Annotated in this window: 21 protein-coding genes; 7 read left to right on the top strand and 14 right to left on the bottom strand. The window is 57.9% G+C overall.

From position 1 onward, the window contains the following. Positions 1 to 17 precede the first annotated feature (17 nt). On the top strand, positions 18 to 776 hold the full coding sequence (gene dsbG, locus IM291_RS11875; protein ID WP_192986945.1) for a thiol:disulfide interchange protein DsbG: 759 nt from the start codon (positions 18 to 20) through the stop codon (positions 774 to 776). A 40-nt stretch (positions 777 to 816) separates the two neighbouring features. Here the strand turns inward: dsbG and IM291_RS11870 are convergent, their stop codons facing one another. The 9 genes from IM291_RS11870 to IM291_RS11830 all read right to left on the bottom strand — a co-directional run bounded on the left by IM291_RS11870 (position 817) and on the right by IM291_RS11830 (position 13,826). After that, complete coding sequence (locus tag IM291_RS11870) at positions 817 to 2,109, bottom strand: glycoside hydrolase family 10 protein (RefSeq protein ID WP_028013206.1); 1,293 nt, start codon at positions 2,107 to 2,109, stop codon at positions 817 to 819. Between the two features lie 7 nt (positions 2,110 to 2,116). After that, positions 2,117 to 2,404 (bottom strand): VF530 family DNA-binding protein, encoded by a 288-nt coding sequence (locus tag IM291_RS11865; protein WP_041909918.1) that lies wholly within the window; start codon positions 2,402 to 2,404, stop codon positions 2,117 to 2,119. Between the two features lie 94 nt (positions 2,405 to 2,498). Then, positions 2,499 to 4,673: a glycoside hydrolase family 2 TIM barrel-domain containing protein gene (locus IM291_RS11860; protein WP_192986943.1), complete on the bottom strand. Its 2,175-nt coding sequence runs from the start codon at positions 4,671 to 4,673 to the stop codon at positions 2,499 to 2,501. Beyond that, positions 4,670 to 7,336 (bottom strand): PAS domain-containing hybrid sensor histidine kinase/response regulator, encoded by a 2,667-nt coding sequence (locus IM291_RS11855; RefSeq protein ID WP_192986941.1) that lies wholly within the window; start codon positions 7,334 to 7,336, stop codon positions 4,670 to 4,672. Before IM291_RS11855 ends, IM291_RS11860 begins: the two co-directional genes overlap by 4 nt. Positions 7,337 to 7,347: 11 nt before the next feature. Then, positions 7,348 to 7,773: a hypothetical protein gene (locus IM291_RS11850; protein ID WP_028013202.1), complete on the bottom strand. Its 426-nt coding sequence runs from the start codon at positions 7,771 to 7,773 to the stop codon at positions 7,348 to 7,350. Continuing rightward, positions 7,770 to 9,164 carry a DUF3131 domain-containing protein gene (locus IM291_RS11845; protein ID WP_041909922.1) on the bottom strand — a complete coding sequence of 465 codons (1,395 nt, stop codon included), beginning with the start codon at positions 9,162 to 9,164 and terminating at the stop codon, positions 7,770 to 7,772. The genes IM291_RS11850 and IM291_RS11845 overlap by 4 nt, the downstream gene beginning before the upstream one ends. Further along, positions 9,149 to 10,696, bottom strand: a complete 1,548-nt coding sequence (locus IM291_RS11840; protein ID WP_059357567.1) for a DUF3131 domain-containing protein — start codon at positions 10,694 to 10,696, stop codon at positions 9,149 to 9,151. The genes IM291_RS11845 and IM291_RS11840 overlap by 16 nt, the downstream gene beginning before the upstream one ends. After that, complete coding sequence (locus IM291_RS11835) at positions 10,693 to 12,012, bottom strand: DUF3131 domain-containing protein (RefSeq protein WP_063154121.1); 1,320 nt, start codon at positions 12,010 to 12,012, stop codon at positions 10,693 to 10,695. The genes IM291_RS11840 and IM291_RS11835 overlap by 4 nt, the downstream gene beginning before the upstream one ends. Beyond that, positions 12,009 to 13,826 carry a glycosyltransferase gene (locus tag IM291_RS11830; protein WP_192986939.1) on the bottom strand — a complete coding sequence of 606 codons (1,818 nt, stop codon included), beginning with the start codon at positions 13,824 to 13,826 and terminating at the stop codon, positions 12,009 to 12,011. Before IM291_RS11830 ends, IM291_RS11835 begins: the two co-directional genes overlap by 4 nt. 280 nt (positions 13,827 to 14,106) lie before the next feature. On the opposite strand from IM291_RS11830, the gene opgC reads away from it, so the two are divergent. The 5 genes from opgC to IM291_RS11805 are packed head-to-tail and all read left to right on the top strand — an operon-like array spanning position 14,107 to position 18,213. After that, complete coding sequence (gene opgC / locus IM291_RS11825) at positions 14,107 to 15,324, top strand: OpgC domain-containing protein (protein WP_049137977.1); 1,218 nt, start codon at positions 14,107 to 14,109, stop codon at positions 15,322 to 15,324. Between the two features lie 11 nt (positions 15,325 to 15,335). Continuing rightward, positions 15,336 to 16,235 (top strand): hypothetical protein, encoded by a 900-nt coding sequence (locus tag IM291_RS11820; RefSeq protein WP_192986937.1) that lies wholly within the window; start codon positions 15,336 to 15,338, stop codon positions 16,233 to 16,235. A 9-nt stretch (positions 16,236 to 16,244) separates the two neighbouring features. Beyond that, positions 16,245 to 17,459 (top strand): PP2C family protein-serine/threonine phosphatase, encoded by a 1,215-nt coding sequence (locus tag IM291_RS11815; protein ID WP_028013195.1) that lies wholly within the window; start codon positions 16,245 to 16,247, stop codon positions 17,457 to 17,459. Beyond that, a complete protein-coding gene (locus tag IM291_RS11810) occupies positions 17,449 to 17,787 on the top strand; it encodes an STAS domain-containing protein (RefSeq protein WP_028013194.1) in 339 nt (112 codons plus the stop codon). Before IM291_RS11815 ends, IM291_RS11810 begins: the two co-directional genes overlap by 11 nt. Further along, a complete protein-coding gene (locus tag IM291_RS11805; protein WP_048999588.1) occupies positions 17,788 to 18,213 on the top strand; it encodes an ATP-binding protein in 426 nt (141 codons plus the stop codon). 24 nt (positions 18,214 to 18,237) lie between these two features. Here IM291_RS11805 and IM291_RS11800 read toward each other — a convergent pair whose 3' ends face one another. Next, a complete protein-coding gene (locus IM291_RS11800) occupies positions 18,238 to 19,725 on the bottom strand; it encodes a UbiD family decarboxylase (protein ID WP_192986935.1) in 1,488 nt (495 codons plus the stop codon). Positions 19,726 to 19,838: 113 nt separating this feature from the next. On the opposite strand from IM291_RS11800, the gene IM291_RS11795 reads away from it, so the two are divergent. Continuing rightward, positions 19,839 to 20,723 carry a LysR substrate-binding domain-containing protein gene (locus IM291_RS11795; protein ID WP_192986933.1) on the top strand — a complete coding sequence of 295 codons (885 nt, stop codon included), beginning with the start codon at positions 19,839 to 19,841 and terminating at the stop codon, positions 20,721 to 20,723. On the opposite strand, the gene IM291_RS11790 is transcribed toward IM291_RS11795, so the two are convergent. From IM291_RS11790 to IM291_RS11775, 4 genes are all read right to left on the bottom strand, one after another. Next, complete coding sequence (locus tag IM291_RS11790; protein ID WP_192986932.1) at positions 20,714 to 21,625, bottom strand: LysR family transcriptional regulator; 912 nt, start codon at positions 21,623 to 21,625, stop codon at positions 20,714 to 20,716. The genes IM291_RS11795 and IM291_RS11790 overlap by 10 nt on opposite strands. Before the next feature lie 4 nt (positions 21,626 to 21,629). Then, a complete protein-coding gene (locus tag IM291_RS11785) occupies positions 21,630 to 22,616 on the bottom strand; it encodes an MBL fold metallo-hydrolase (protein WP_192986930.1) in 987 nt (328 codons plus the stop codon). A gap of 141 nt (positions 22,617 to 22,757) precedes the next feature. Further along, positions 22,758 to 23,501 (bottom strand): 5'-nucleotidase, lipoprotein e(P4) family, encoded by a 744-nt coding sequence (locus tag IM291_RS11780; RefSeq protein WP_180216685.1) that lies wholly within the window; start codon positions 23,499 to 23,501, stop codon positions 22,758 to 22,760. An 86-nt stretch (positions 23,502 to 23,587) separates the two neighbouring features. Further along, positions 23,588 to 24,115 (bottom strand): N-acetyltransferase, encoded by a 528-nt coding sequence (locus tag IM291_RS11775; protein WP_041909946.1) that lies wholly within the window; start codon positions 24,113 to 24,115, stop codon positions 23,588 to 23,590. Between the last annotated feature and the right edge of the window lie 45 nt (positions 24,116 to 24,160).

Raw genomic sequence — 24,160 nt, 5'->3', positions numbered from 1 at the left:
ACAAACCGGAGAGGGAAATGAAAAAATTACTGTTACTTTCGGCGCTGGCGACCTCAGGGCTGACCCAGGCCGCTGATGCCATACCGGATGTGGTGAAGCAGTTCAGCGAGCAGCAGCAGATCAAAATCATTAAGAAACTGGATGCCCCCGGCGGCGCACCGGCCTGGCTGGGGCAATATCAGGACATGGGCGTGACGCTGTTTTTAACGCCGGACGGCAAGCACGTCATCTCGGGCTATCTGTACGATGAAAAAGGAAAAAACCTCAGCGAAGGCTATTTTCAGAAAGAGATCTACGCTCCGATGGGGCGCGAGATGTGGAAGAACCTCAACGCGGCGCATCCCCTGAAGGAAGGGGCAGATAACGCCCCGCGTAAGGTCTTCGTCTTCGCCGATCCGTTCTGCCCGTACTGCAAGCAGTTCTGGGCTGAAGCGCAGCCGTGGGTGAAGGCGGGCAAGGTTCAGCTCAACACGCTGCTGGTGGCGTTTCTTAACCCCAACAGCGGGCGCAACGCCTCTGCGATCCTGAATGCGAAAGATCCGGTTTCGGCCTGGCGCGAGTATGAGCTCTCCGGCGGTAAAAAATTACCCAAGCCTGAAGGCGAGGCTTCCCGCGAAACGGTAGCGATCCTGCAAAAACATCAGGCGCTGATGGACAGCCTGGGCGCAAACGCCACGCCGGCCATTTACTATCTGAATGCGGAAAACGAACTGCAGCAGGTGGTCGGCATGCCGGACGCGCAGCAGCTTGAGGCAATGTTCGGGCCGAAGCCTTAAGAAATCAGGCAGAAACGGGGTGTTTCTGCCTGATAGTCACTTAGCTACCCCAGCGTCCTTTGAGGTAGTTCACCGCCTGCTGGGTCTGCGGCTGGTTCAGGTAATCTTCCCGGAACAGGATGGTGCCGTTCACGTTGGGCAGCGAATCGTTAAGGTCGAGCTGTTTTTTCAGCTCCGGCACGCCGCCCTGTACCGTCCAGTCCGGCTCATTCTTCGACGGTTCGCCCACCTTGTAGAACGCAATGCCGATATACAGGCGGGTGTGGGTCGGCTTGACGACGTCGGCCCACCATTTGGTCAGCACGTCGTAGCGCGCGGCGTCCCGGGAGAAGGGCCAGTATATCTGCGGGGCAATGTAGTCCAGCAGGCCCTGCTGCACCCACTGACGCGTATCGGCGTAGGATTCATCGTAGGCCGCGGCGCCGCGCGTGTCCGAACCCGCCGGGTCAAAGGAGCGGTTCCGCCACACGCCCGCCGGGCTGACGCCAAACTCCACGTTGGGCCTGGTCTGCTTGATCGCGCGGGACACCTGCACGATCAGCTGCTGTGTGTTGTGTCTGCGCCAGTCGGCTTTTGAGGCAAATCCCTGGCCGTACTGCCGCCAGGTTTGCGCGTCGTTGAGCGCGGATCCCGGCGATTCAGCGTAAAAGTAATCATCAAACTGCACGCCGTCTACCGGGTAGTTCGCCACCACTTCGGTCACCACTTTGGTTATCCAGTCGCGCACTTCGGGAATGCCCGGGTCGAGAACAAAACGATCGCCGGAGACGCGTACCCATTCCGGGTGCTGAACATAAACGCTGGACGGGGTCAGATATGAAGTCCGGTTCAGGGCGGCGATGGTTGAGGGCTTAGTATTGGTCGACACGCGGTAAGGGTTGAACCAGGCATGAACCTTCATGCCGCGCTTGTGCGCTTCATCCAGCATAAACTGCAGCGGGTCGTAACCCGGATATTCGCCGATGTTGCCCGTCAGCATATCTGACCACGGTAGAATTTTTGATGACCAGAGCGCGGTGCTGTCCGGCTTCACCTGGAAAAATACGGTGTTAATCCCGAGGCGCTTAAGGTTGTCGAGCTTGCCGATCAGCGCCTGCTTTTGCATGGTGATGCGCTGGTCGGCGCTGCGGCCGTTCACCGAGGCCACCGGCGGCCAGTCGAGACGAGAGACGGTCGCCAGCCAGACCCCGCGCATCGGCTCGTTTGCCTGCTGCGTCGGTTTGCTGGCGGTGGGAAGAGGGGTAACCAGTGATTTAGGTGGTTTTGAGGAGCAGCTTACAAGTAAAAGCGCGCAGGCAGCCAGCGCACCGATCCGTTTTACGTGTCGCGTCATTTGCGTATTAGCTCTTGATAATCCGACTGTTAGCCCAGGGATTAAAGGCGGGCGCCGCCTGTTCTGCGCTTTCCTCATCGTTGAGGGAGTCCAGATACAGGGCTTCAACTTCCGCGCGCGCCCACGGGGTGCGGCGCAGGAATTTCAGGCTCGATTTAACGCTGGGATCTTTTCTGAAACAGTTAATTTTGATGCGGTCGCCCAATTCGCTCCAGCCATACTTCGCCACCAGGGCGTTGACCATCATCTCCAGCGTTACGCCATGTAAAGGATCTTTGGAAATATGTGCAGTCATAGGCGTCCGGATGTCTCGATTTTTTGGGGATTGGGGTAAACGCTGAAAGGGTACAAGAAAGCAGGGGAAGCGGCAATTTTCCTTTTCCCCTCGCTCACTTTATGACGGACTCCGTGCGCTGATTTTCACCGACAATTTTTCCCGCGCTGTTTTCAATCGTAAACCGAATCGACACGTCGTCCTGGCCCACGGGCGTAGCCGTCAGCGTTTTGACCATCGTTCCCGAGTCTGCTGCGATCGTCATCGTCGTTGTGCCTTTAGCCAGCACCTTGTCGCGCTGCGTGATACGCCAGGTCAGGCGGCATTCGCTGCACGGTTTCCAGGTGTCGTTGATGGCCCAGAGGCGCACGGTCGCCGCCGCGCCGGATTGCCACTGCGCGGTGACCGGTTCGATAGACGGCAAAACAGGCTGATACGCGCGCTTGAGCGCGTAAAACCCGGCTTTAGGTTTACGAAGGTAGTCCACTACGCCCCAGTTGATGGAGGGCCAGGTTTCCACAAACATAAAGTGGAACAGGGCCGTCACCGGCTGGTATCGCTGTCGGCGATAGCTTTCGGCCGCCGTGGCCACCAGCTGAGACTGGTACGCCTGGGTATTGCGTATCATCGCCTGAATATTCTTCCCGCGCGAAATACCGGCGAACTTAAAGGTCTGGAAGGGCTGAAAATTATGGTATTTCCAGACGGTCCAGCCGGGATCGTCGGCGGCAGTCGTTTTTGGCCAGAGCGACGCCGCCGGGATGATGGTTTTTAGCGTTGACAGGCGGGGAAGCGCCTGCGCGCCGAACTCGGTAATGATCCCCGTTTTGGCTGGGGCAAGCAGGTCGCGCACGGTGCCGAAGTACCAGCCCGCCCAGTAATGCTCCTCAACGGCGGAGAAGCGGTGCACGATGCGGGAGGTATCTTCGGCAAGCGTATCCGCCACCTTTTGCGTGAGCTCGCGATTCAGATCTTTATTCCAGTCCGGGAAGCGTTTTTCCATCCACGGCGAGTTCCACGGCGGTTCGTTATGCCCGCCCCAGACGATGATGGCGGGGGAATTGCCAAACTGTTCGATCATCTCCCGCGTCTGTCGAACCGCATTTTCCGTGAAAGCCGCACTGTTGTTGTAGCCCCACTGCAGCGGAACATCCTGCCAGATCATCATGCCCATCTCATCGGCCACGTCATACAACGCACGTCCGGCAACGTGTCCGTGCACGCGTATGGCGTTGGCGTTCATGGCTTCCACCAGACGAAGGTCGCGTCGGTATTTTTTCCGCGTCATGGTGCCGAGCCAGGGGGAACCGATGTAATTGCTGCCCTTAATAAAAAGGCGCCTGTCGTTTATGAGCCAGCCCTTATTGTCGGGCTGCTCGACTATTTTGCGCAGCCCGGTGCGGGTTACCGCCGTGTCCATTAAGCCGTTTGCATCTCGCAACGCCACGCGAACGGTATACAGGTGGGGTTTCCCCGTGCCGATCGGCCACCACAGCTTTGCCTTCGGCATGGGCAGCGTCACCTGCACGGAATGGGCACCGCTTTCGAGAGTAACCGGAAAGTCAGCCTGATAGGGCCTGCCGCTGAAGTTGGCGGGCGTGGCGGTGAGCCGCACGGTCGCCGGGCCCTGATCGAGCGCGCGATAGCGAATCTCCGCTTTTAGCGTCGGGCGAGTCAGCCCCTGTGACCAGTCGGGCCGCAGGATGGTCTCATCAAGGGTGGCGCCCCGGCTAAGGTGCAGCCGGACCGGTGCCCAGATGCCGCCCGAGTTAGCGTCCTGTCCTTCCGGCGACCAGGCGCCACCGGGACGCGTGTCATGCTGATTCAGAACCCCCTTCATGACCGTTTTATGCAACGGCCAGATCTTGTGCGGATCTTCGTAGGGGCTGTCTACCCTGACGATGAGCCGATTGTGACGTTGTAACGCCGGGCTGGCGTCCAGCGAAAAGCGCTGAAAGTAGCCCTCATGCTTGCCCAGCGGCTGGCCGTTCAGGGTCACCTCTGCCAGGTAATCGACGCCGTCAAACACCAGGGTACTCATCACGTCGGGGGGCTGCACGGGCAGGGTAAAGGCGTGCTTGTACCACAGCGCACCCTGATGATCGTACCCGGCGCTGTACCAGTTGGCAGGAACCTGAAGCGGATGCCAGCCTGATGCGGCAGGATGTGCGCTGTCATTGGCATCCTGAACCTGCCATTCTCCGGCCAGAGACCAGCTGACCGGCGCAGAATTCGCCACCGCGTGGGTGGTCAACAGGGCAACGAGCAGCGTGCAGTTGCGAGCGTTCATTTGTTTACCCCGCGCGCGTTGAGCCACGCCATCAGGCGCAGCGATTCCTGGCGAAGATTTTCTTTCAGGGCCGCAAGCTGGCGCCCATCCAGCGTATGCGCGTCGCTTTCCAGCACCTGCAGCTGCTGTGCGAGCGTGCTGAAGTCCAGGGTGACGGCTTCTCCGCGCAGCTTGTGGGCCGCGCGTCGCAGCGCCTCGCGGTCGTTGCTGTCGATCGCCTGGGTAATGGTTTTGATTGCTTCATTTAGCCCTTCGCCAAACAGGGCCAGCAGCTCCTGTACCAGGGGGGGATCGTCAGCGCACTGCTTCAGCAGGCGTGCTTCATCCGGAAAACCGGAGGCGTCTTCGTGGTACTGGAGCACGCGGGCAATCTCTTCAGCGAGACGCTCCTGGCTGATGGGTTTGGCAATATAGCCGTCGAACCCCATGTTCAGGCAGCGCTCTTTATCCCCCTGCATGGCGTGTGCGGTCATGGCGACGGTGGGTTGAGGCGGTCCGGGCCGGGACTGCTCTTCTTCACGAAGCAGGCGAATGGCGGTCTCACCGTCCATCTCTGGCATCTGAAGGTCGATCAGTAAAACGTCCCACGCATCCGCGCGCCAGCGTTCCAGCAGCGCGACGCCATTGTCGACGATCTGACAGCTATGGCCGAGCCGCTCGAGCAGGCGCGCGGCGACCTTCTGGTTGACCATATTATCTTCAGCCAGCAGGATCCGCAGTCCCGTGGCTGCAGGCGAGGCGACAGGCGCGGGCGTGCTTTCACCCACGGGTGCTGGCGAACGTTCAAACGCGGCGGCAATCGCCTGATGTAATTCATCCTGGGCGATAGGCTTATGCAGATAGTTCTTGATTCCGATCCGCTTCAGCATATTGATATCAAAATGTCGGCTCATGGAGCTCAGCATGATGATATGGCTTTCAGCAACCTGTGGCAGAACCGAAAGCTCAAGGGCCAGAGACACGCCGTCCATATCCGGCATCTGCGCGTCCAGCAGGATCAGGGGCCACGCCGTTCCCGTTCTAACCCGGTCAATGGCCTCGCTGGCGTTGTTAACGCAGGTGGGTTTCAGTCCCATCTGGCTGAGCATCGCGGCCAGCAGCCGCAGGTTGGTCGCGTTATCATCAACCACCAGTACGGGTTCACCGTTAAAGCGCTGGCTATGTGGGCGCTCTCCGGGCGCAAGGATCTGCGCCGCCAGGGGCAGCGAGAACGAAAATTCGCTGCCTTTTCCCGGCTCGCTGGAGACCGTTAATTCGCCCCCCATGGCCGCAACCAGTCTTGCCGAGATGGTTAGCCCGAGCCCCGTACCGCCATAGCGGCGGGTGGTTGAGTTATCCGCCTGGCTGAAGGCTTCAAAAATGGCCTTCTGCTTATCTGCCGGTATGCCAATGCCGCTGTCGCGCACGCGAAAACGCCATCGATTCGCGCTATCGCCGGGCTCAACAACCAGGATAACTTCTCCCTGATGGGTAAATTTCAGCGCGTTGCCCAGCAGATTGGTCAGGATTTGGCGCAGCCGCGCGCCGTCAACCAGCAGCACGTCGGGAACGTCGGGCGCAATATCAACCAGCAGCTCAATGCCTTTTTCGCTCGCCCCCGGCATGTGCGGGCGAATGAGCGACTGAATAAAGGGGCGGACAGGTACGGGTTCCGACTCCAGCTCCACTTTGCCGGCTTCAATTCGGGAAAAGTCGAGAATATCGTTGATGATATGCAGCAGAGACTGGGCAGAGCTCATCACCAGGGTCAGATAGTCGCGCTGATCGGCGCTCAGAGACGTATCCAGGCACAGCTGGGTCATGCCAATAATGCCGTTCATAGGGGTACGAATTTCATGGCTCATATTCGCCAGGAACGCGCTTTTTGCCTCATTGGCTTTTTGTGCCTCAATGGCCGAGGCGAACGCCTGAATTTCAGCCTCTTTGCGCCGCGTAATATCCTGCAGCGTGCCAATAACGCGCTCTGCGTTTCCCTCAATGGAGAGCGTAACCACCTGGCCGGACAGCAGCATCCAGCGCAGTCCTTCGGTAGGGTGATGCACGCGAATTTCACATTCAAAGACCGGACGATGATCCTGCTTCGAAGCGTGCAGCGCCTTGCGTAGCGCTGCGCGATCGTCCTCGTGGACCTGATTGAGGAGAAAACGCACCGGATATCGCCACTGTGTGCGCGACTGGCCCAGCATGGCAAGCAGGGTATCGTTGACCTGGAGTGTGTCGCCGGAAACCTGCCAGTCCCAAATCCCGATATGAATGGATTCCGCCGTCAGCAGAAAGTCGTCATGCAGCTGGTGGCGCGCGCGCTGTGCTTCATCCAGCTCCGTAACATCGCTGTGCAGGCTGACAATACCGCCGTCCGCAAGCCGCTGATGCTGGACGAAGATCCGCCGCTGGCCCGCCTGGCGCACCTCGCAGTGTTTATCCTGCCGACAGTTGCGCACGATCGACTCGCGCAGCGTCTGGCGCAGGCCGGGATCGACGTTGTAAACGGCGTCGATAAAGCGTTCCGCCAGCGCTTCAAGAGTGGTTCCCACCGTTAGCCACGGGGTTATGACCGGATAAAAAAGGGCAACGTTGTGATTCCAGGCCTGCAGGCGTTCCTCGCGGTCATAAATCATGACGGCGGCCGGCAGCGCGTTAAGATCGTACGTGAATGAACTCATCGTGATTCCCCCTACGCGCGGTAGTGCAGTTCTGCCTGTCGGCGAAGGTATTCCAGCCCGGGCGCGATCGCCATGGCCCAGGCGGTGAGGATCTCATCGTCGCACTGCGGATCGCGCAGGCTCACCGCGTTCAACATCGCTTCGCGCCAAAGGGCAAAAAAACGCGGGGGAAGGTGGAGGCCGTCGTCGCTTTGCTCCCGCGCCAGGCGCTCGAGAAAATCAGGGACGATCAGGGCGCCGTCGACCGCAAGCATGGCGAAGAAGCTTTTAAACAGGGTCTGCTGGCCCTCCCGATCCGGCAGACGAGAAAAATGCGCCTCGGTTTCGGGTGACATATGGACGAAGGCGTCATAGAACGTCTGAAAAAACGCGGTTTTTTCATTATTCGGAAAGACGCGGTTCAGACTGGATTCAAACAGATCGCGATAGAACTTCACGGCGTCCTCCTTAGGGTGCTTTCGCCCGGCAGACAGTGTCCGATGGGCGTGTATTGCTCCGCCAGACGGCGTGAGAAGTAGCTCTCTTTCTTCGACCGACGCACGTCAAACAGAGGCCCGGCGTTGTGTTTAAAGAAGAGGGCTTCCAGCACCGTGGCGTTGGTCGAGAGGGTTAAGGCAGCGTTGGTATCGCCCGTGGCTTCCTGACGGCCTTCATACCAGCCTTTCTGCGGATCGTTAAGGTGTTTGGTGACCGTCATCAGCACGTCCGTGTACGGGGTGTCCCACAGGGCCCACAGGGCAAAAACCGCTTTGGTCGATACCTGCGCGAAACGGGTGTAGTCCCGGCCATCGTCTCCGACAGAGTTCCAGGCATAGCCATTTCCCCAGACGGTATCCTGGATATGCCAGGGCGCCTGAGAGAGCGTGAAATCTGCCCTGGCCGTCAGGATTTTGTCGGTCTCCCAGCGGGTCTTCTGGCTCAGCCAGACGTTTTCGGCCTGCTTGCGCAGACGCTGTTGCAGATCGGCCGCAACGCCTTCTGGCTCCCAGCCAAACTCCAGGCCCGGCAGCATATAGGGAAGGGTGGTAATCAGAGAGGGCTGCCACGTGGTGCGCGGATCGCGGGCATCGACGGCCAGACGCCGCTGGGCGATGATGACGTGGTGCGCCGGGGGCGTAAACGCTTTATCCGGGGAAAATCCCCACAGCTGAAACGCCGTCGCGGCATATTCACTTTCGCCCAGCCGCAGTTCCTCCCGCACGACCGGCTGACCGTTTTGCAGGGAAGAGGACCATAGCTCGCCTTCGCTATCGATGACCGGGCAGAAATTCCAGCGCAGGATAATTTTATCCAGGTATTCGCTGTACTGCGGCTCCCGCTCTGCGGTAAGGCGCAGGGCGAGCATCAGACGCGCCATGTCGCGCGCGGACCAGCCGTTTTTGCTGGGCTTGCCGCTAAAGTCGACTGGCGTCGCCGTCTGGCTGGAATAGAGTCGACCCGGCGTTCGGGCATCGGTCAGCATCAGGCGGTTAAGGGTGCCCATGAGACGGGTTAAGCGAGCGTCATACTCGGCGTCCTCAATCAGCCCCAGCTCTTTTGCCGCCAGCAGGGCGATAAGCGTATCGCCCATTTGCCAGAGCGTGACGCGAGGCTGTTTGTCGCTCCCGTTGACCAGGCCCGTTTGCGGCTGGGTATTATTGACGAAATAGCGCCAGGCGATCGTCGCCCACGTCTGCTCTTCCGGCGTCAGGGCGGCGATACGCGCGCTGGAGTGCCAGCCGCCGTGGATTAGCCAGCGCCAGCCTGCGCCCTGATGGCCAAACAGGGCAAAGATGACCCCGCCTGCAAGGAGTAATCCCGCGAGCCCTCTGGCTAAGGTTTTAAGCATTGCGCAGTCACCGGAGGCAGTTTAACGGGCTCGTCCACGCTGCATGACGCGCACTGACAGGCCTGACAGGCGGGTTTGGTTCGCTGCGTGACGCCGGTCCGGTCGCACCAGCTTTTTACGGCCGGTGTGCTGCTAAGGAACGGACGGCTGCGCAGCGCGTTGTTCTCTTCAAACTGATCGAGCAGCTTGCGATCCCACAGCGACGGGGCAAAATCCTTGCTCTTTGGGTTGTCGGTGTTGAAGGCCAGCAGTTTTCCCTCTTTCTTGAACAGCAGGGCTTCCAGCATGATGCCGTTATTGTTCGCGGTGAACTCTTTGATCGGGCCGTCACCATTTTCATACAGCCCTTCGTAGTAGCCTTTTCCCTCTTCGTTGGCATTCTCAATGGTATTCAGCAGGCGGTCGGTATAGGGGGAGTTCCACAGCACCCACATGCCCAGCGCCGCCTTCAGCGATATCGCGGCAGCGTTGGGGACGAACTGGCCTTTATCGGTAATGGTGTTCCAGTTGTATCCGTCGCTGAAGACGGTGTCATAGACGAAGTAAGGGGCCTTATCGAGCTGGTGCTCGGAGCGCGCGGTGAGGACGCCGGTAATGGTATAGCGGTTCTCCTGAGCCTGATAAACGCGGTCAGCAAAGTTTTTCATCCACGTCAGGGAGTAGTCGCGTGGGGCGTTATCCCGGTCGGTCGGTTTATCAAAGCCGAACTCCAGCCCGTAGAGCAGGTAGGATTCCGTCACCACGTAGTTATGCTGCGACGTGTTGCGCGGGTCGCGCGTATCGTACGGGACCAGCACGCAGTAGATTTCGGCCAGCTCATAAGGCTGCGGACGGCTGGCTTTACAGGTATTAAACCCCCAAAGCTGGAACCCGGCCGCGCCGTACTCTTCATAGCCCAGCCGACCTTCCTGAACGTACTTCGGCTGGCCGTTCTCGAGATAGGCCCCGTACAGCGTGCCGCAGGGGTCGATCGCGTGGCTGAAATCCCAGCCGAGCACCACGTTATCAATGCTGTTGCCGTATTCCGGATAGCGCTCTTTGACGATTTTCAGCCAGACCAGCATTCGCCCGATATCCAGCGCCGAGAAGCCAATTTCGCCGGGCTTGTTGGTGTAGTCCACCTTCTGGGCGCTGATGGTGTTATAGGCCTTGTTGGGCAGCTCGTTGCGGAACAGTACCAGGGTGTTTAACGTGGCGAGAAATTTCAGCATCCGGCGGTCAAATTCCGCTTTATCAATGATCCCGAGCTCCCGCGCCGCCGTCAGGGCGGCCAGATAGGAGGCGCTGTCCCACATGGTGGTGGAGGGAAATTTGTTGACCGCATTCACCAGGCCCGTCGTGGGCTGATAGTTGGTGACGAAATACTGCCAGGCGTTTTTCGCGATGGTCATCTCTCGGGCCGTCAGCTCGCCGCTGCGCGGGGAGTAACCTGATGCAGGAAGCTCGGTGTCCGCACGCACGGTCGATAACGCCAGCCAGCAGATCGTTATTCCCGTGAGCAGGTGGAAAAGGATCGGGGATCGTGGCTTCATGGCGTTGCTCCTGCTGAGGGGGAAGTGTAGAGGCAGGCCAGACAGAGCATCTGACCATGCGCGATGTAAGACAGACTTTCCAGCACAATGGCATTGGTATCGGCGTCCACGACGGCATTGACGCTGTTGTTGAGATTTAACCCGCGCTGCCAGCCTTTACCCGGTACCTGAAGCGGCAGAACCTGCTGGCGCAGCGCTTCGCTCCAGCTGTTGCGGAACAGGGCATACCAGGCAAACGCGGTGCGGGTGGAGGTTATCGCCACTTTCTCCGGCACCTCGTCGCGCAGGTTGCGCGCCTGTACCGGCTGCCTGTTCGGCAGATCGTTGACGTAATCCGGCGCCGGTTCGGCGTAATCCGTGCTGACAGGGGGTTTTGGGCTGCGCAGGCTATGACGTCGCTGCTGGATCTGCATAATCCGCCACGCAATCTCAGCGCTCTGCGCGTCAAAGCCCAGCTCAAGGCCGGTTAACAGGTAGGGGAGACTGATCAGGGAGGTTTGCTTGCCCCAGGGCGTGCGTAGCCCTTCATCCGGCACCATCACGCCGTCCAGATCGATCATCTTTTGCCCTTCAGGCGGGTTGGTCACCGCGAGGCCTGCCGTGCTGTCAATCAGGCGCAGCGTATGGCTGGCATAGAGACGGTAGCCAAAGCTGTCCCGCTGTTCGTCATCGGTCAGCGTCCAGTGATGGAGCGGCACGGCCGCCTGGCTTTGGACGTTATGTTCAATCAGAGCGCCGGTGTTCCAGAGGCTGAAGAGATCATGGATAGCCGCCGCGTGCTGAGGATAGCGCCACAGGAGGGTCTGAAGCGCCGTCAGCAGGCGGCTCAGCCCAATTGCCGAGGCGTCGGGTTTGCCGAGGATTTTCAGGGTGTCGGCATGGTAATACGCAGCTGGGAGGCCTCGCTCGTTGAGCGGCAGCTGCCCCAGCGCGAACAGGGCCGTACCGATCCTCTCGTCGAACTCATCGGCGGAAATAATGTTGAGCTGCTCTGCGGCAGCGGTCGCCAACAGGTAGCTTCCCACGCTCCAGAGGCTCAGCCAGGGTTCACCGTCGCTGGCATTCGCCAGCCCGTTTGGCTGGGTATTATTCACATAGTATTGCCAGGCGACCCGCGCCCAGATGGCTTCGTCATAGGTCAGGGCGCGTTTCGCAGGCAGCGGCGGGAAGTCTTTGCTGAGCGCGATGCCGCCGCTGCTTTCCACGCGCGTGGGCATCTGTTTCTCCACCCAGACCACAATGGCAAAGCCGAGCAGGAACCCGAGCAAAATGGTGAGGTAGCTGCGCGCGGGCAGCAGGGCATCACGTATCCTCATTGGGTGACCTCATCCTCTTCGGCGGGCGTCCACATGGCCGCGAAAATCAGCGGCAGCATGGCGGCGATGTTCACCCCTCCCCAGAAAATATTGATGACGTAGCCGGAGGGGTCGTCCACCTGTCCACGCGCCACCTGAATACCGCCCCAGATAAGCCCTGCGAGGGTCAGCACCACAATGGCAATCTGCGGCTTCACCAGGTAGAGAAAACGGCCCGTCTGCCGCTCTTTTGGCGTGACGTGAAATTTGATCTGCTCGCCCCGCAGCACGGTATTGAGCGCGCGCAGGTTCATGGAAAAGAAGGAGAGGTAAGAGGCCCTGCCGTCCCAGGCCGAGATCCCCCATGTCCCGAACATAAACGCCAGTTCAGAGAAGATAAAAAAGGGGAGAAAGTGGAGATAGAACGGCGTCGACCATGCGGATACCGGCGGAATGCCGGTGAACAGATAGATAATGGGCGAAATTAAAAATACCGTGTTCCACACGCAGGCCATGTAAGACCAGAAGGTGGTGGCATACATCAGCGTCTGGGGGAGGGAAAGCCGGAAGCGGCGACGGCTGAAGATATTGTCATGGAACAAAATATCCAGCGAGCCGGCGGCGTATTTAAAGCGCTGGATCATCCAGGTCAGCATATCCTGAGGAGAGAGCATCTTCGACTCCACCCGCGGATGCATGACCGAGCGCCAGCGTCGCGCGGCGTCACCGTGCAGCAGCACCGAGGTGTAAATATCTTCGGAGACGTGAAATTTGTAGGGGGTGAGCTCGGTGTCAAACGCCACGTGCGGGCGCATCGCCTCCTGCAGCGCTTCGCGGGTATCTTCATCGCGGATGTCGCGGGTGTGGCGATGGATCTCCTCTTCGACGGACCAGACGTAGCTTCTCAGCGCGGCCTGCATGACCGCCTCGCGCCGGTGGATGGAGGCCGCGCCGCAGCAGAAAGCCGCGTTCGCCCAGTTGCGCCGCCGCAGGATCACGTCATAGAACATGCGCGGATCGTTAAAAAACGGGTCGCGGCCTACGGTGACCGGGCCAACACACTTTTGAATCAGCCAGCCCAGACCATAGCCCACTTTTCCGGCTTTTCGCTGGCCCCAGCGTGAAAGGTTTTCTCCTTCCGGAAGGTCGAAGAACCACTGCGGCGTCTGCACCCAGGCCACGTCCGGATCGCGAAAATAGCCCAGCGTATGGCTGAGAAGGGTGGGAAATACGCGGGTATCGGCGTCGCAGATAACTATGAAATCACCGTCGGTTTGCTCAAGACCGTTGCGCAGGTTGCCGGCCTTAAAGCCGATGTTGGTCTGGCGGCTGATATAGTTAACGCCTTCCTCGTCGCAGACGGCTTTCATCTCCGGGCGGCGGCCGTCATCAAGCACGTGGATCCGGTAGTCAATCGGGTACGGGTAGGCCATCTTCAGGGCGTCGCGAATGGACAGCCTGACCAGCTCGGTGTCTTCCGAGTAGGTGGCAATGAACAAATCCACTTTAACAGGACGAGGTTCTACGGCCTCTTCCGGAAACAGGCATTCGTTGATTTCGCCGGGGGGCGGACACTGGGGGGGATCCTGTTCTTTCCATAAATTGATGGTAAACAGCACGGTCCCTATCCACGCCAGCGTTTCGGCGAGGACCAGCGGTATGGCATACCATAGTGCGTCAGTATTCAGGGAGGCGGTCCAGCGCCAGTAAATATAATTTGCACCCAGAATAAGTGCCGCGACCGCTAATACCTGCCAGGTCATCATGACCCAACGCGGTGTTGTTAACGGTTCCGGAGGACGACGATGTTCAAAACGGGAAAAATAAAAATCCATAGTTCCGGCGTTCCTGATTCCGTGAAAATGCAGACCCATTCTGCTGCGCAGACAGTTGCCCAAAAGCGAAAGAAAATAGCGAGTAAACAAGATTTAAGATAAGTGTAGAACGCCGAATAAAAGTGTCCAGCGTCGTTTTTATTAATATGAAGTGGTGGTTAATTTGGATTTAATTCTGCTTAATATGTTTCATCTGCCGGTGATAAATTGCAGTTACTATTCCTTTAGACTATCTACTTTATTTAGACCTTAATTTTCGTTTTCAGGCAAAGGACACCCTATGAGCCATGCTGCGCCGTCTATTTCGCAAGAAGATGACGCTAAATCAATGACATGGAGGTATGTCGTTGCAGGTGCCCGTGACCTGAGAATTGACTTTATGCGCGGCATTGCCCTCGTCATGATGGTCGTGGCGCATACGGAGGTGATGTCGATATTTAATATATTCTCTTGGGAGCGTTTTGGGTTAACAACAGGTGCAGAAGGCTTTGTCATTCTCTCCGGGTTTATGCTGGGAATGCTGAATCGCGCGCGTCTGCAAAAAGTGGTTTTGCTTACGGTTTCCTGGGGACTTTATCTCAGGGCATGGAAAATATATCGCGTAAATATCATTATCATAGTGTCGTTTATTCTGCTGGCCTATATCCCACATATTAACGTTTTCGAGGTCACCCATTTTACCGACCGCTTTTCGGGTCAAAGCTGGTCGCTTTATCCTGTGACGCCGCAAATTAAAGAGACCTGGTTCAACATTATTCTCTATTTGCAGATCGGCCCCCACCAGACGCAAATTCTCGGACTGTATATCTTTTTGCTGCTACTCAGCCCGCTATTTTTAGGGATGCTGCAGAAAGGAAAAGTCTGGTGGCTGTTAGGGCTGTCGCTGCTGGTGTACAGCCTGTGGCAGCGGTGGCCGCTTCGGCTGACGCCGTCGGAATTCGAATTTGCCTTCCCGCTGCTCGCCTGGCAGTTCATCTTTGTGCTGGGCATGGCCAGCGGCTGGTATAAAGCCGAACTGCTCTCGTTCGCCCGGACGCCCCCGGGCAAAGGGGTGGTGGTGGCGCTGGTCATGGTGTCACTGGTGCTGGGATTTGTTGCCCAGAACCATACCAACCCGTTTATGCCGCCCGCGCTGCTGATGCACGTCATCCCGCCTGACAGCTTCAATTCGTTTTATCACACCTGGGCGGCGAAGAATGGGCTGGGCCCGGTGCGGGTATTGAACGATATCGCCCTGATGGTCACCGTCTACCTGGTGCTGACGTATTGCTGGACGCCGCTCAACCGCCTGCTGGGATGGTTCCTCATCCCGCTAGGGCAGCACTCGCTCTATACCTTTATTTTGCATGTTTACGTGGTGCTGCTGGTGAGTCAGTTCATTACCTTCGATTTATGGCGTCACGCCTGGATAGAGAACACGTTAGTGCATGCGGCGGCACTGGGTATTTTGTGGCTGATGGCAAAATACGACGTCGGCGCACGCTGGATACCTAACTAAGGATGGCGGTTATGCGCGAAAAATGGCTTCTGGCGGGCGTGCTGCTCGCCGCGATATCCGCCGCGGAGGCGGCGCAAAGCAGTGATAAAGAAACCCTGCGCGATAAGAACGGTGAACCCGTTCAGGCAGGCGTTTTTACCAGCCGTTGGGGGCGCCTGTTCTCGGGTAACGACAAGAAATTCTCAGGTGCGCTTAGCTTTAGCTCGGGACTGAAAGAGCAGTGGATGAGCATTCCTAACAGTTCAGACACCGCCACGGAAAAGAAAAAGATTAACCAGACGCTGAATCTCAGCCTTCAGTATTCCCCCTACAGCTTCTGGTTTGCCAACATTACGTCCCGACTGCCGGTCAGAGACACCAGCCGCTACACCGCCGATTTTCGCTACAGCTTCGGCTACGATGACTGGCACGCCAACACCGTGAGTCTGGTTTACAGCAACTACGGCGATAACCATTTCTGGACATCGGGCAGCCGACGACACACCTATTTCGAACAGGGCGCCTTCACGCTGGCTTATAAGTTTTCGCTACCGAAACCGGTTGAAAACACACTCCTGATTAATAAAGGGGATTCCATCATTTGCCAGGTCGGGTACAGCTGGGTACCGCGCTACTACGACCTCAGCAGCGATGACATCCGCAAAAATAAAAACGTCATGCTCGGCGGCTGTGGCTACACCTTCAAACAACATTTCTTCGTTCGCGCGACGGCATTCTGGTTCCCTGACAGCAGCCAGCAGCAGCCCTGGAACGGCGATTACAGCTACAGCTTCGGTTATGCCGGCTATACGCCGGGTTCGTTCTCCATCCAGTACGCGAACTATGCGGGAACGCGCTATCCGGGGCACGGCAACGGGAATGCAAAATTCAGGGAAGGGACCGTGAGCCTCATCTGGTTCTTACCGCTTTAGGAGGGATGTATGTCGGCGCTGCACGTGTTAATCGTTGAAGATTCGCTGATTTATCGTCGGTTACTCTCCCGAATGCTCACCCAGTGGGGATATATCGTGAGCGAGGCGGAAAATGGTGTCGACGCGCTGGAAATCTTGTCCAGCCAGCCGGTCAGCATGGTGATAAGCGACTGGGAAATGCCGGAAATGGACGGACTGACGCTGTGTCAGACCATCCGCAACCGTCAGTTTGGCCGCTACGTGTATATCATCCTGTTGACGGCCCGCGAGAATGCCGGGGACGTGACGCAGGGGTTTGATGCCGGAGCGGATGATTTTTTGAGTAAGCCCGTTGAGCAGGCTGAACTGCGGGCGCGGCTTCATGCCGGGGTCCGTATCCTGACGCTGGAGGCGACCCTCGCGGCGCACAACAAGCGCCTGAGTGAAGCGTTGCATCAGATTGAAAAAGATCTGGAACTGGCTGCGCGCGTCCAGCACTCGGTGCTGCCTTCACGCCGCTTACGCTATGGCGACTACTTCTCCGACTGGCTTTTCCTGCCGTCAGCCTGGGTTTCGGGCGATGTGTTCAATATTTTCCCTCTGGATTCACATCTGGGATTCTATTGCGTTGATGTATCGGGTCACGGCGTGGGGGCCGCGATGATGTCCCTCGCGGTGGCTCGCCAGTTTTTACATGGCCGGGTGGTGGATCGCTTTCTGTTTACCGAAGAGGGGGGGATTCAGTCACCTGCGGAGGTTGTCAGGATGTTGAACAGCCGCTTTTGCAGTGAAGAGAGCGACATCACCAGTTATTTCACGCTCATTTACGGCGTGATCGATCCAGAGACTGGTGAAGGGTGGCTGTGCCAGGCCGGGCATCCTACTCCCTTCATTGTGAATGCGGACAGCGCCGTCACGTCCGTGGGTGATGGCGGACCGCCGGTCGGGCTAATCCCGGATCTGAGCTGGGAAGACGTCGCGTTTACCCTCCATCCAGGGGATCGCTTATGCTTATTCAGTGACGGTATTACCGAGTGTGAGAACGTCAGCGGCGAGCAGTTTGGCCCGCAACGTCTCGAACGCTGGCTTCATGAGCATGCCCGGCTCCCCGTTGACCAGCTTCTGCCGCGGTTCGGTGACCACCTGACCGGCTGGCGCAATGCAAACCGTGATGAACCGATCGCCTTAACCGATGACGTGTCACTGCTCGTGATTGAGCGTCAGGGAGAACAGAATGATAATTAACACCGAACGATTACCGCATGCCAACATTCTCACGCCCGCGGTCCGACGGCTGGACGCCTCCGTTGCTGCGACGTTTAAAGCGTCCGTGACGGAGGAAATCGGCAGCGATCGTAAAGCCTTAATCGTCGACTTTAGCAAAGTGGATTTCATCGACAGCAGCGGGCTGGGGATGCTGGTGTCGTTGTTTAAGCTGATGAACGGAAAAGGCGACATGGCGCTGTGCTCTCTGAACCCCGGGATCATGAACATGTTCACCCTGACCCGAATGGATCGCATCTTCCGTATCTATCCGGATAAACATAGCGCGCTTGCACAGCTGGGGCAGTAGATGCAGAGGCCAGAGCATGCTGAATTTCCGGCGGCGATCGCGTCCCTGACGCCGCTGTCCGACTGGCTGAGAGACAGGCTGAGCGCGCTTCCCGTCGATGACGAGTGGCGTTTCGCCTTCGATCTCGCCGTTTGTGAAGTGGCAACGAATATCATCCGCTACGCGCTTCATGAGGATAATTCGAGCGTCTTTAGCGTACAGTTCGCCATCCGCGGCAATGACGTCTGCCTTGTTTTTACCGACGCGGGTGACGCGTTCCCGCAGGAGCGTCTTGAGATCGCCCGGCGAGACCGTTTCTGCGAAATGTCGCCGCTGCTCGAGAGCGGCAGGGGGCTGATGCTCATATTGCTGAGCGTCGATCGTTTCACTGTTGAACGCGTGGCGGGTAAAAATATCGCCACGCTTGAAAAGAAAATACGCGTATGATCTGCGGGCCATACGCGCGTGAATTTATTTCTTATCGGCAAACAGCTCCGGCGCCCACGGACGTGGATCCACTTCCATAAACGGCGCGCGCTCGAAGCGGTCCTTCAGCGCCCACGGCACCGTGCAGTCGAAGATCGTCTTGCAGGAAATGCCGTTGCCGCGAATCGAGGTGCTGTAATCCGGCGACTGGGACGGATCCAGCTGGTGGCCGCGGATCCCCGGAATATTGGTGATGCTCATATCGCCCTGCATGCGCGTCGTCATCGCCCACAGGATGTCGTCGCTGTCGAAAATATCCACATCTTCGTCGACAAGAATAATGTTTTTCAGCTCCGAATAGGTGGCTAAGGCGATGAGCGCCGCCTGGCCCTGGCGTCCTTCGTCTGACGGCTGGCGTTTTTTCACCTGCAATATGCCGAGGAACTTACCGCCGCCTGCGGTATGGGCATAGACGTTTTGCAGGAAGCCCGGGATTGCCTCTTCAACGGCATTACGGATGCTGGCCTCGGTCGGCAGTCCGGCCAGCGTGGTATGTTCTTCCCCCGGTCCCACCAGCGTCTGCAGGATTGCGTGGTTGCGCATGGTCACGGCTTTCACTTTGATCACCGGCAGGGAGGGATTCGCCTCACCGCAGTAGCCCGGGAACTCCGGCATCGCGTGGCCAGTGTTGGTATGCTGATCCTCTCTTACGCGCACGCCCGGAAGCAGTTCGCCTTCGATGATGATTTCCGCCCGTGCGATGGCTTTCTCTTTGACCGCCACGCCCTGCACCAGCTCGACCGGCTGCTGGCGCAGCGCCCCGGCGACGCCCAGCTCGTTGTAGCCAAACGGCGTGGTAGGGGCCTCAAAGCATGCGCCGATATAGATGGCGGGGTCGAGACCCATGTTGATCGTCACCGGCAGCGGTTTTCCGGCATCCTCCGCTTTTTTACGGAAGACTTCGATATGTCGCCCGGCGGCAAGGAACATGGAAAGCTCGTCGCGCTCCTGCACGCAGAGGCGGTGAATGGTGACATCCGTCAGCGAGCTGTCTTCCGGATCGCTTGCCAGCACCAGCCCCAGGCAGAAAAACGGACCGGCATCAATTGGCGTATTGGTCGGTGCCGGAAGCAATTTGCGAAGATCGAAGTCAGGATCGTCAGCGTAGAAGACCTGTTCCTGGCAGGGGGCCTGCGAGGCCGGAACGACAACCGGTGCGACCGGCTTTTTCACCGCATGGCCAACGTGTTTTGCCAGTTCAGACGGTTCACAGCCTAACAGCAGCGCCGCGCGCTCGCGGCTGGCGTGCATGCCCACCAGAATGCGGGAGCCCGGATAGCCCTTAACGCTATTGAACATCATGGCCGGACCCGTGCGGGTCGGACGTTTTACCGTGCCGCCTGCGCCGATATGGCGGTAGACACCCGCCAGTTCCGCGTTGGGATCGACCGGATGATCGGTTTCAATATACTGGCCTTTGTGGCGCCGCAGTAAGGCGATGGCGCTGCGGAGATCGTTGACTTGGTTTTCCATATTTTCCTCCCTCGGTTGAATACATCCATTTTTATGGCAAAGACCAATAGCATCAATTTCATCATTTCTGTTAAATTGATAAGTAAATTTATATCAATACAGGGAGGCGTCTCGTGCAGTTTCGTCAGATGCGCCACTTCATTGTCGTAGCCGAAGAGCTCCACATGCACCGGGCCGCCGAGCGTCTGAACATCGCCCAACCGGCGCTGAGCCAGCAGATAAAGGCGCTGGAAGAACGTTTAGGCGTCACGCTTTTCAGCCGGGCGAACCGCCGCTTAACCCTGACGCCCGCGGGCGAAGCGTTTCTGGTCAAAGCCCGGCTTGCCATCTCGTTGACCGAGCAGGCGGTGCTGGATGCCAGACAAACGGCACGGGGCGAGCAGGGGGAGTTAAACCTGGGGTGCGTGTCGAGTGCGATGTTTGACGGCAGGCTACCCGCCGCGCTGCGCCAGATGCACAGCCGCTGGCCGGCCATTACCATGTCCCTGATGACGGGAAATGTGCAGACGCTCTACGTCGCCGTACAGAGCAACCAGCTGGACGTGGCCATCATCCGCGCGCCGCTGCCGTCGCTGCCTGACGATCTGCAAAGCCGGCCGTTCACCTCGGAGAAAACGGTGCTGGCGCTCTCTCGTCAGCATCCGCTCGCCGGATCGTCCGCGCTGACGCTTTCGTCGGTGAAAGACGAAAAATGGATCTCGCTGCGCGATCCGGAGGGAATGGGGCTGGAGCAGTACTTCTATGACGCCTGCAGCGGGGCGGGCTTTCAGCCGGACGTGGTGCAAAATGCGACCGACGTGCCCACGGTGATAAGCCTTGTTGCGGCCGGATTTGGGCTGGCGCTGCTGCCCGCGTCGGCAAAGGCAGTGAGCGTTGAGAATGTCGTCTACGTGGACATCCTCGACCGGCTGCGGGAGAGCGAACTCACCCTGGTTTGCCACCGGATTATTCGTTCAGAAGTGCTTAAAAAGTTTCTGGTCACGCTCGATCACACCTGACGTCCGGCGGCCCGCAGCAGCTGCCCGCGCAGCCAGGCGTTCGCCGGATCCTGGCTGTTTTTCGGGTGCCAGTACATGTTGATGGTAATCGGCTGGAGCGGAAGCGGCGGTGGGAAAATATCCAGCGTGCTGGCAAACTGCTTCAGCATCCGTTCCGGCAGGGTACATACCAGGTCGGTACCGGCAACCAGCGCAGGCGCCATAGCGTAGCTCTGGGTGGACATGGCAACGTGTCGCTGATAGCCCAGCCCGGCGAGGGTTTGGTCGACAAATCCGGTAAAGGGATCTCCCGCCGACGACACCACCAGATGGGAAAGCGCGCAGTAGCTTTCCAAATCTAACGAACCTGTTCCACGCGGATGAGCTTTGCGCTGGGCGGTGGCAAACGCGTCGTCGAGAAGTTTGCGCCTCACCCATCCGTCATGGGCGCCCGCGCTCACGCCGATGTAGATATCCACATCACCGTTTTCCAGCTGCTGCGGCAGGTCTACCATCTCCGGCAGGGCGAAGCGCAGGCGGATGCCGGGGGCATCGGTACTCACCTGGTTAAGCAGCGCGGTGCCGAGCATCAGCGCCGGGTTTTCATGCAGCGCGATAACAAATGTCCGGCTGCTGGTTTGCGCCTCAAACGCGGTGGGGGCAAACATCGCGCGGATGCCGCGTAGCACGCTTTCAACCTGTGGCCTCAACGCCTCCGCTCTCGGTGTGGGTAACACCCCACGTCCATGTGGGGAGGGAATAAACAGCGGTTCGCCAAACAGCGTGCGCATACGCGCGAGACGGGCAGAGAGCGCGGGCTGGCTGATGCCCAGCCGCGCGGCCGCATGAGTGATGTTCCTGTCCTGAAGCAGGGCGTCCAGCGCCAGGAGCAGGTCGATGTCCATGTCAGATATACGCGACATCACTCTACTTCGCGCCGCTGGCGTCCCGGTTGGTATAGGTGACAGGGACCCAGGCATAGCCGCTTTTCTCACCTTTCGTCACATAGCCGATGCCCGGGAAAGGCAGATGGGGCGCGGCAATAAGGTCTTTATTTTTCACAAAGTCAGCGAACGCATGCTCGCGTACGTTTGCCGCTTTGTTCTCATCTTCATCGTAGGTGATGGTCACCGCAGGCTGCGGGAACTGGACCGCCGCTGCGTGAATGATGTCGCCGACAAAGGTGATCTTCTCGCCTTTACTTGTCAGCGTGTAGGAGGCTGAACCCGGCGTGTGTCCGGGATGAACCGTGCCGGTCAGCCCCGGAAGAATCTCCGATGTGCCGCTAAACGGCACCACTTTACCCGCGTCAAGATAGGGTTTTAAGGTCTTCTGTGCGACATCGAAGTAGTTCTTGCCGTAGCCGGTTTTCTTCTGATTGTCGTCGTTAAAGAAAAAGTCGATGTCCGGTTTGCCAACGAAAACGCGCGCGTTGCTGAACACCACCTTGCCGTCTTTCACCAGGCCGCCCGCGTGGTCGGAATGGGCGTGGGTCAGCAAGACTTCAGTAATGTCCTCGGGTTTGATTCCCTGGGTGGCGAGGCTTTCAATCAGACGTCCGCCGTTGCCGGGGCCAAAGAGCTGGCCGGAACCGGTATCCACCAGGATTTTGTGTCCGGGCATCGCAATCAGGAAGGCGTTGATGGACACTTCCGCCGGGTTGGTCTGAAAGTTTTTCGCGAGCAGTGCATCAATGTTTTGCGGCGTTGTCCGGCGCAGTAGCTTATGCAGATCTTGCGCAACGGTCCCGTCCGTAAACGACGTTACCAGAACGTCACCGACCTGCACGCTGTAACCGCCCGCCGGTTGTTTAACGACGTGCTGCGGCGTTTCTGCCGAGGCCTGCAGTGCAGGGTAGAACAGCAATGAACTGGAAATCAGCGTGGAAAGAGCAAGTTTTTTCACGGTAAGCATACGAGTCTCCTTTGAAAGTGCTCATCTTACTGCTCCGTAAAATTATAAGAACCTGCTCAGAAATGATAGGACCTATAAACGAGATAAATAGCACAGCGCAACAGCCGGGTGGTGGTGAAGCCTTTCCCGGCCCGTAAAGCGTTATTTTTTTAGCGGTGCGTTCCAGCTATCCAGCGTGGCCCTGGACCAGGCACCATAAGCGGCATTAGGCAGCACAATCCAGTCGTTGCCGAAGTGTTCGGCGCTGGCTTCAACCAGCTCACGCTGCTGCTCGCTCGGTTTTTTGTTTTTGAACTGTACGGCGAAGTCCGGCAGGCTGTCGCCGAACAGCATCACGATCTGCTGCTTTTTGAGGATGCTCTGACGGCGCTCTTCCTTGCTGACCGTATCCAGCAGCACGCTTTCGTCAGATACCTGCGGCAGGCCGAGAGCGTTTAACGTCTTCAGCGTGTCGGCTTTGTTTTCCTGCATACGGTCCGAAACATAATAGATGCGGACCTTGCTTTGATTCACATGGTCAAGAAACGCCTTCGCTCCCGGAATTAAGCCGGGTTTTCCCTGTTTTTCCCAGTCGCTCCAGGTATCCCATTTCGTATAGTCGTGACACTGCGCCATGTCGCGCACCAGCAGAGGGGTGTTATCCAGCACCGTTTCATCCAGGTCCATCACCACGGCGTAATTTTCAGGTGTTTTCAGATCTTTTAATTTTTCGTTGAAACGCTCGGTGGCAAACCGATACGTCTGCAGCTGAAGGGCCAGAATCTCTGCCGATTTCTGCTGATAGCGCAGCGCCATTTCGTACGCTTTGGGTTCACACAGCTCGCGCTCAGCGGCCGTCGCCGCTGCACTCAAAACGGGTAATGCCAGCAGTAATGCCTTAGCCATTGAATTCACACTTCTTTCCTCAACACCGTGGTTAAAATCCCGAAAGCGTAATGAAGTTCAATGACAGAAATATGAAGGCTGCGGCGCTACACCAGCATGTAATACCAGAACAGGGCGACCTCGTCTTTTTCCGGTAAGGCGTTGTAGAGATAACGATCGTACCCGCCCAGGGTGAACCCGTAGTTACGGTAAAACAGACAGGCAGAGACGTTCACATTTTGTGTTTCAAGCCGTAATCCCGGCGCGTTTACGCTGCGGGCCCACACGTGCGCGGCAGCCATTAATTTTTGCGCGGCGCCGGTTCTGCGTCTGGTGCGATCAACGGCAATATAATCCACTGAAATAAATTTATTCCAGCCGATTGACGCGGTAATAAATCCGGCTAATTCACCGTCATCGGTTTCCGCAACAAGAAATATGGCGTCCGGATTAACGCAATGGTTTTCAAGGGTTTGGATGTCGAGTTCGTAGGTTTTTATCCAGGGCTCGGCGACGGCTTCGATATGCAAATCACAATGGATAAACGGCTCTCGCGCAATGTGGCTAATGGTGAAAGAAAAGTCACAACATTCAAGACGGACGAGGTCCGTATTTAATCCTTTTCGAATCTGCATAGTATTCCCGATAGTGAGTTATTTCATAAAGAATAGACGACGCGG

Source organism: Enterobacter cloacae complex sp. P27C (genome assembly GCF_014895705.1).
Lineage (GTDB): Bacteria > Pseudomonadota > Gammaproteobacteria > Enterobacterales > Enterobacteriaceae > Enterobacter > Enterobacter bugandensis.
The sequence above is the reverse complement of the archived record's forward strand: the minus strand, read 5'-3'. Positions and strand labels throughout refer to the sequence as shown.

Bases quoted from the DNA above. Each gene is read 5' to 3' on its own strand.
- IM291_RS11805 (WP_048999588.1), top strand. From the start codon at position 17,788: ATGCAGAGGCCAGAGCATGCTGAATTTCCGGCGGCGATCGCGTCCCTG.
- IM291_RS11835 (WP_063154121.1), bottom strand. From the start codon at position 12,012: ATGAGGATACGTGATGCCCTGCTGCCCGCGCGCAGCTACCTCACCATT.
- IM291_RS11775 (WP_041909946.1), bottom strand. From the start codon at position 24,115: ATGCAGATTCGAAAAGGATTAAATACGGACCTCGTCCGTCTTGAATGT.
- IM291_RS11810 (WP_028013194.1), top strand. From the start codon at position 17,449: ATGATAATTAACACCGAACGATTACCGCATGCCAACATTCTCACGCCC.
- IM291_RS11860 (WP_192986943.1), bottom strand. From the start codon at position 4,673: ATGAACGCTCGCAACTGCACGCTGCTCGTTGCCCTGTTGACCACCCAC.
- IM291_RS11785 (WP_192986930.1), bottom strand. From the start codon at position 22,616: ATGCTTACCGTGAAAAAACTTGCTCTTTCCACGCTGATTTCCAGTTCA.
- IM291_RS11865 (WP_041909918.1), bottom strand. From the start codon at position 2,404: ATGACTGCACATATTTCCAAAGATCCTTTACATGGCGTAACGCTGGAG.
- IM291_RS11870 (WP_028013206.1), bottom strand. From the start codon at position 2,109: ATGACGCGACACGTAAAACGGATCGGTGCGCTGGCTGCCTGCGCGCTT.
- opgC (WP_049137977.1), top strand. From the start codon at position 14,107: ATGAGCCATGCTGCGCCGTCTATTTCGCAAGAAGATGACGCTAAATCA.
- IM291_RS11840 (WP_059357567.1), bottom strand. From the start codon at position 10,696: ATGAAGCCACGATCCCCGATCCTTTTCCACCTGCTCACGGGAATAACG.
- IM291_RS11815 (WP_028013195.1), top strand. From the start codon at position 16,245: ATGTCGGCGCTGCACGTGTTAATCGTTGAAGATTCGCTGATTTATCGT.
- dsbG (WP_192986945.1), top strand. From the start codon at position 18: ATGAAAAAATTACTGTTACTTTCGGCGCTGGCGACCTCAGGGCTGACC.
- IM291_RS11855 (WP_192986941.1), bottom strand. From the start codon at position 7,336: ATGAGTTCATTCACGTACGATCTTAACGCGCTGCCGGCCGCCGTCATG.
- IM291_RS11820 (WP_192986937.1), top strand. From the start codon at position 15,336: ATGCGCGAAAAATGGCTTCTGGCGGGCGTGCTGCTCGCCGCGATATCC.
- IM291_RS11845 (WP_041909922.1), bottom strand. From the start codon at position 9,164: ATGCTTAAAACCTTAGCCAGAGGGCTCGCGGGATTACTCCTTGCAGGC.
- IM291_RS11790 (WP_192986932.1), bottom strand. From the start codon at position 21,625: ATGTCGCGTATATCTGACATGGACATCGACCTGCTCCTGGCGCTGGAC.
- IM291_RS11830 (WP_192986939.1), bottom strand. From the start codon at position 13,826: ATGGATTTTTATTTTTCCCGTTTTGAACATCGTCGTCCTCCGGAACCG.
- IM291_RS11800 (WP_192986935.1), bottom strand. From the start codon at position 19,725: ATGGAAAACCAAGTCAACGATCTCCGCAGCGCCATCGCCTTACTGCGG.
- IM291_RS11780 (WP_180216685.1), bottom strand. From the start codon at position 23,501: ATGGCTAAGGCATTACTGCTGGCATTACCCGTTTTGAGTGCAGCGGCG.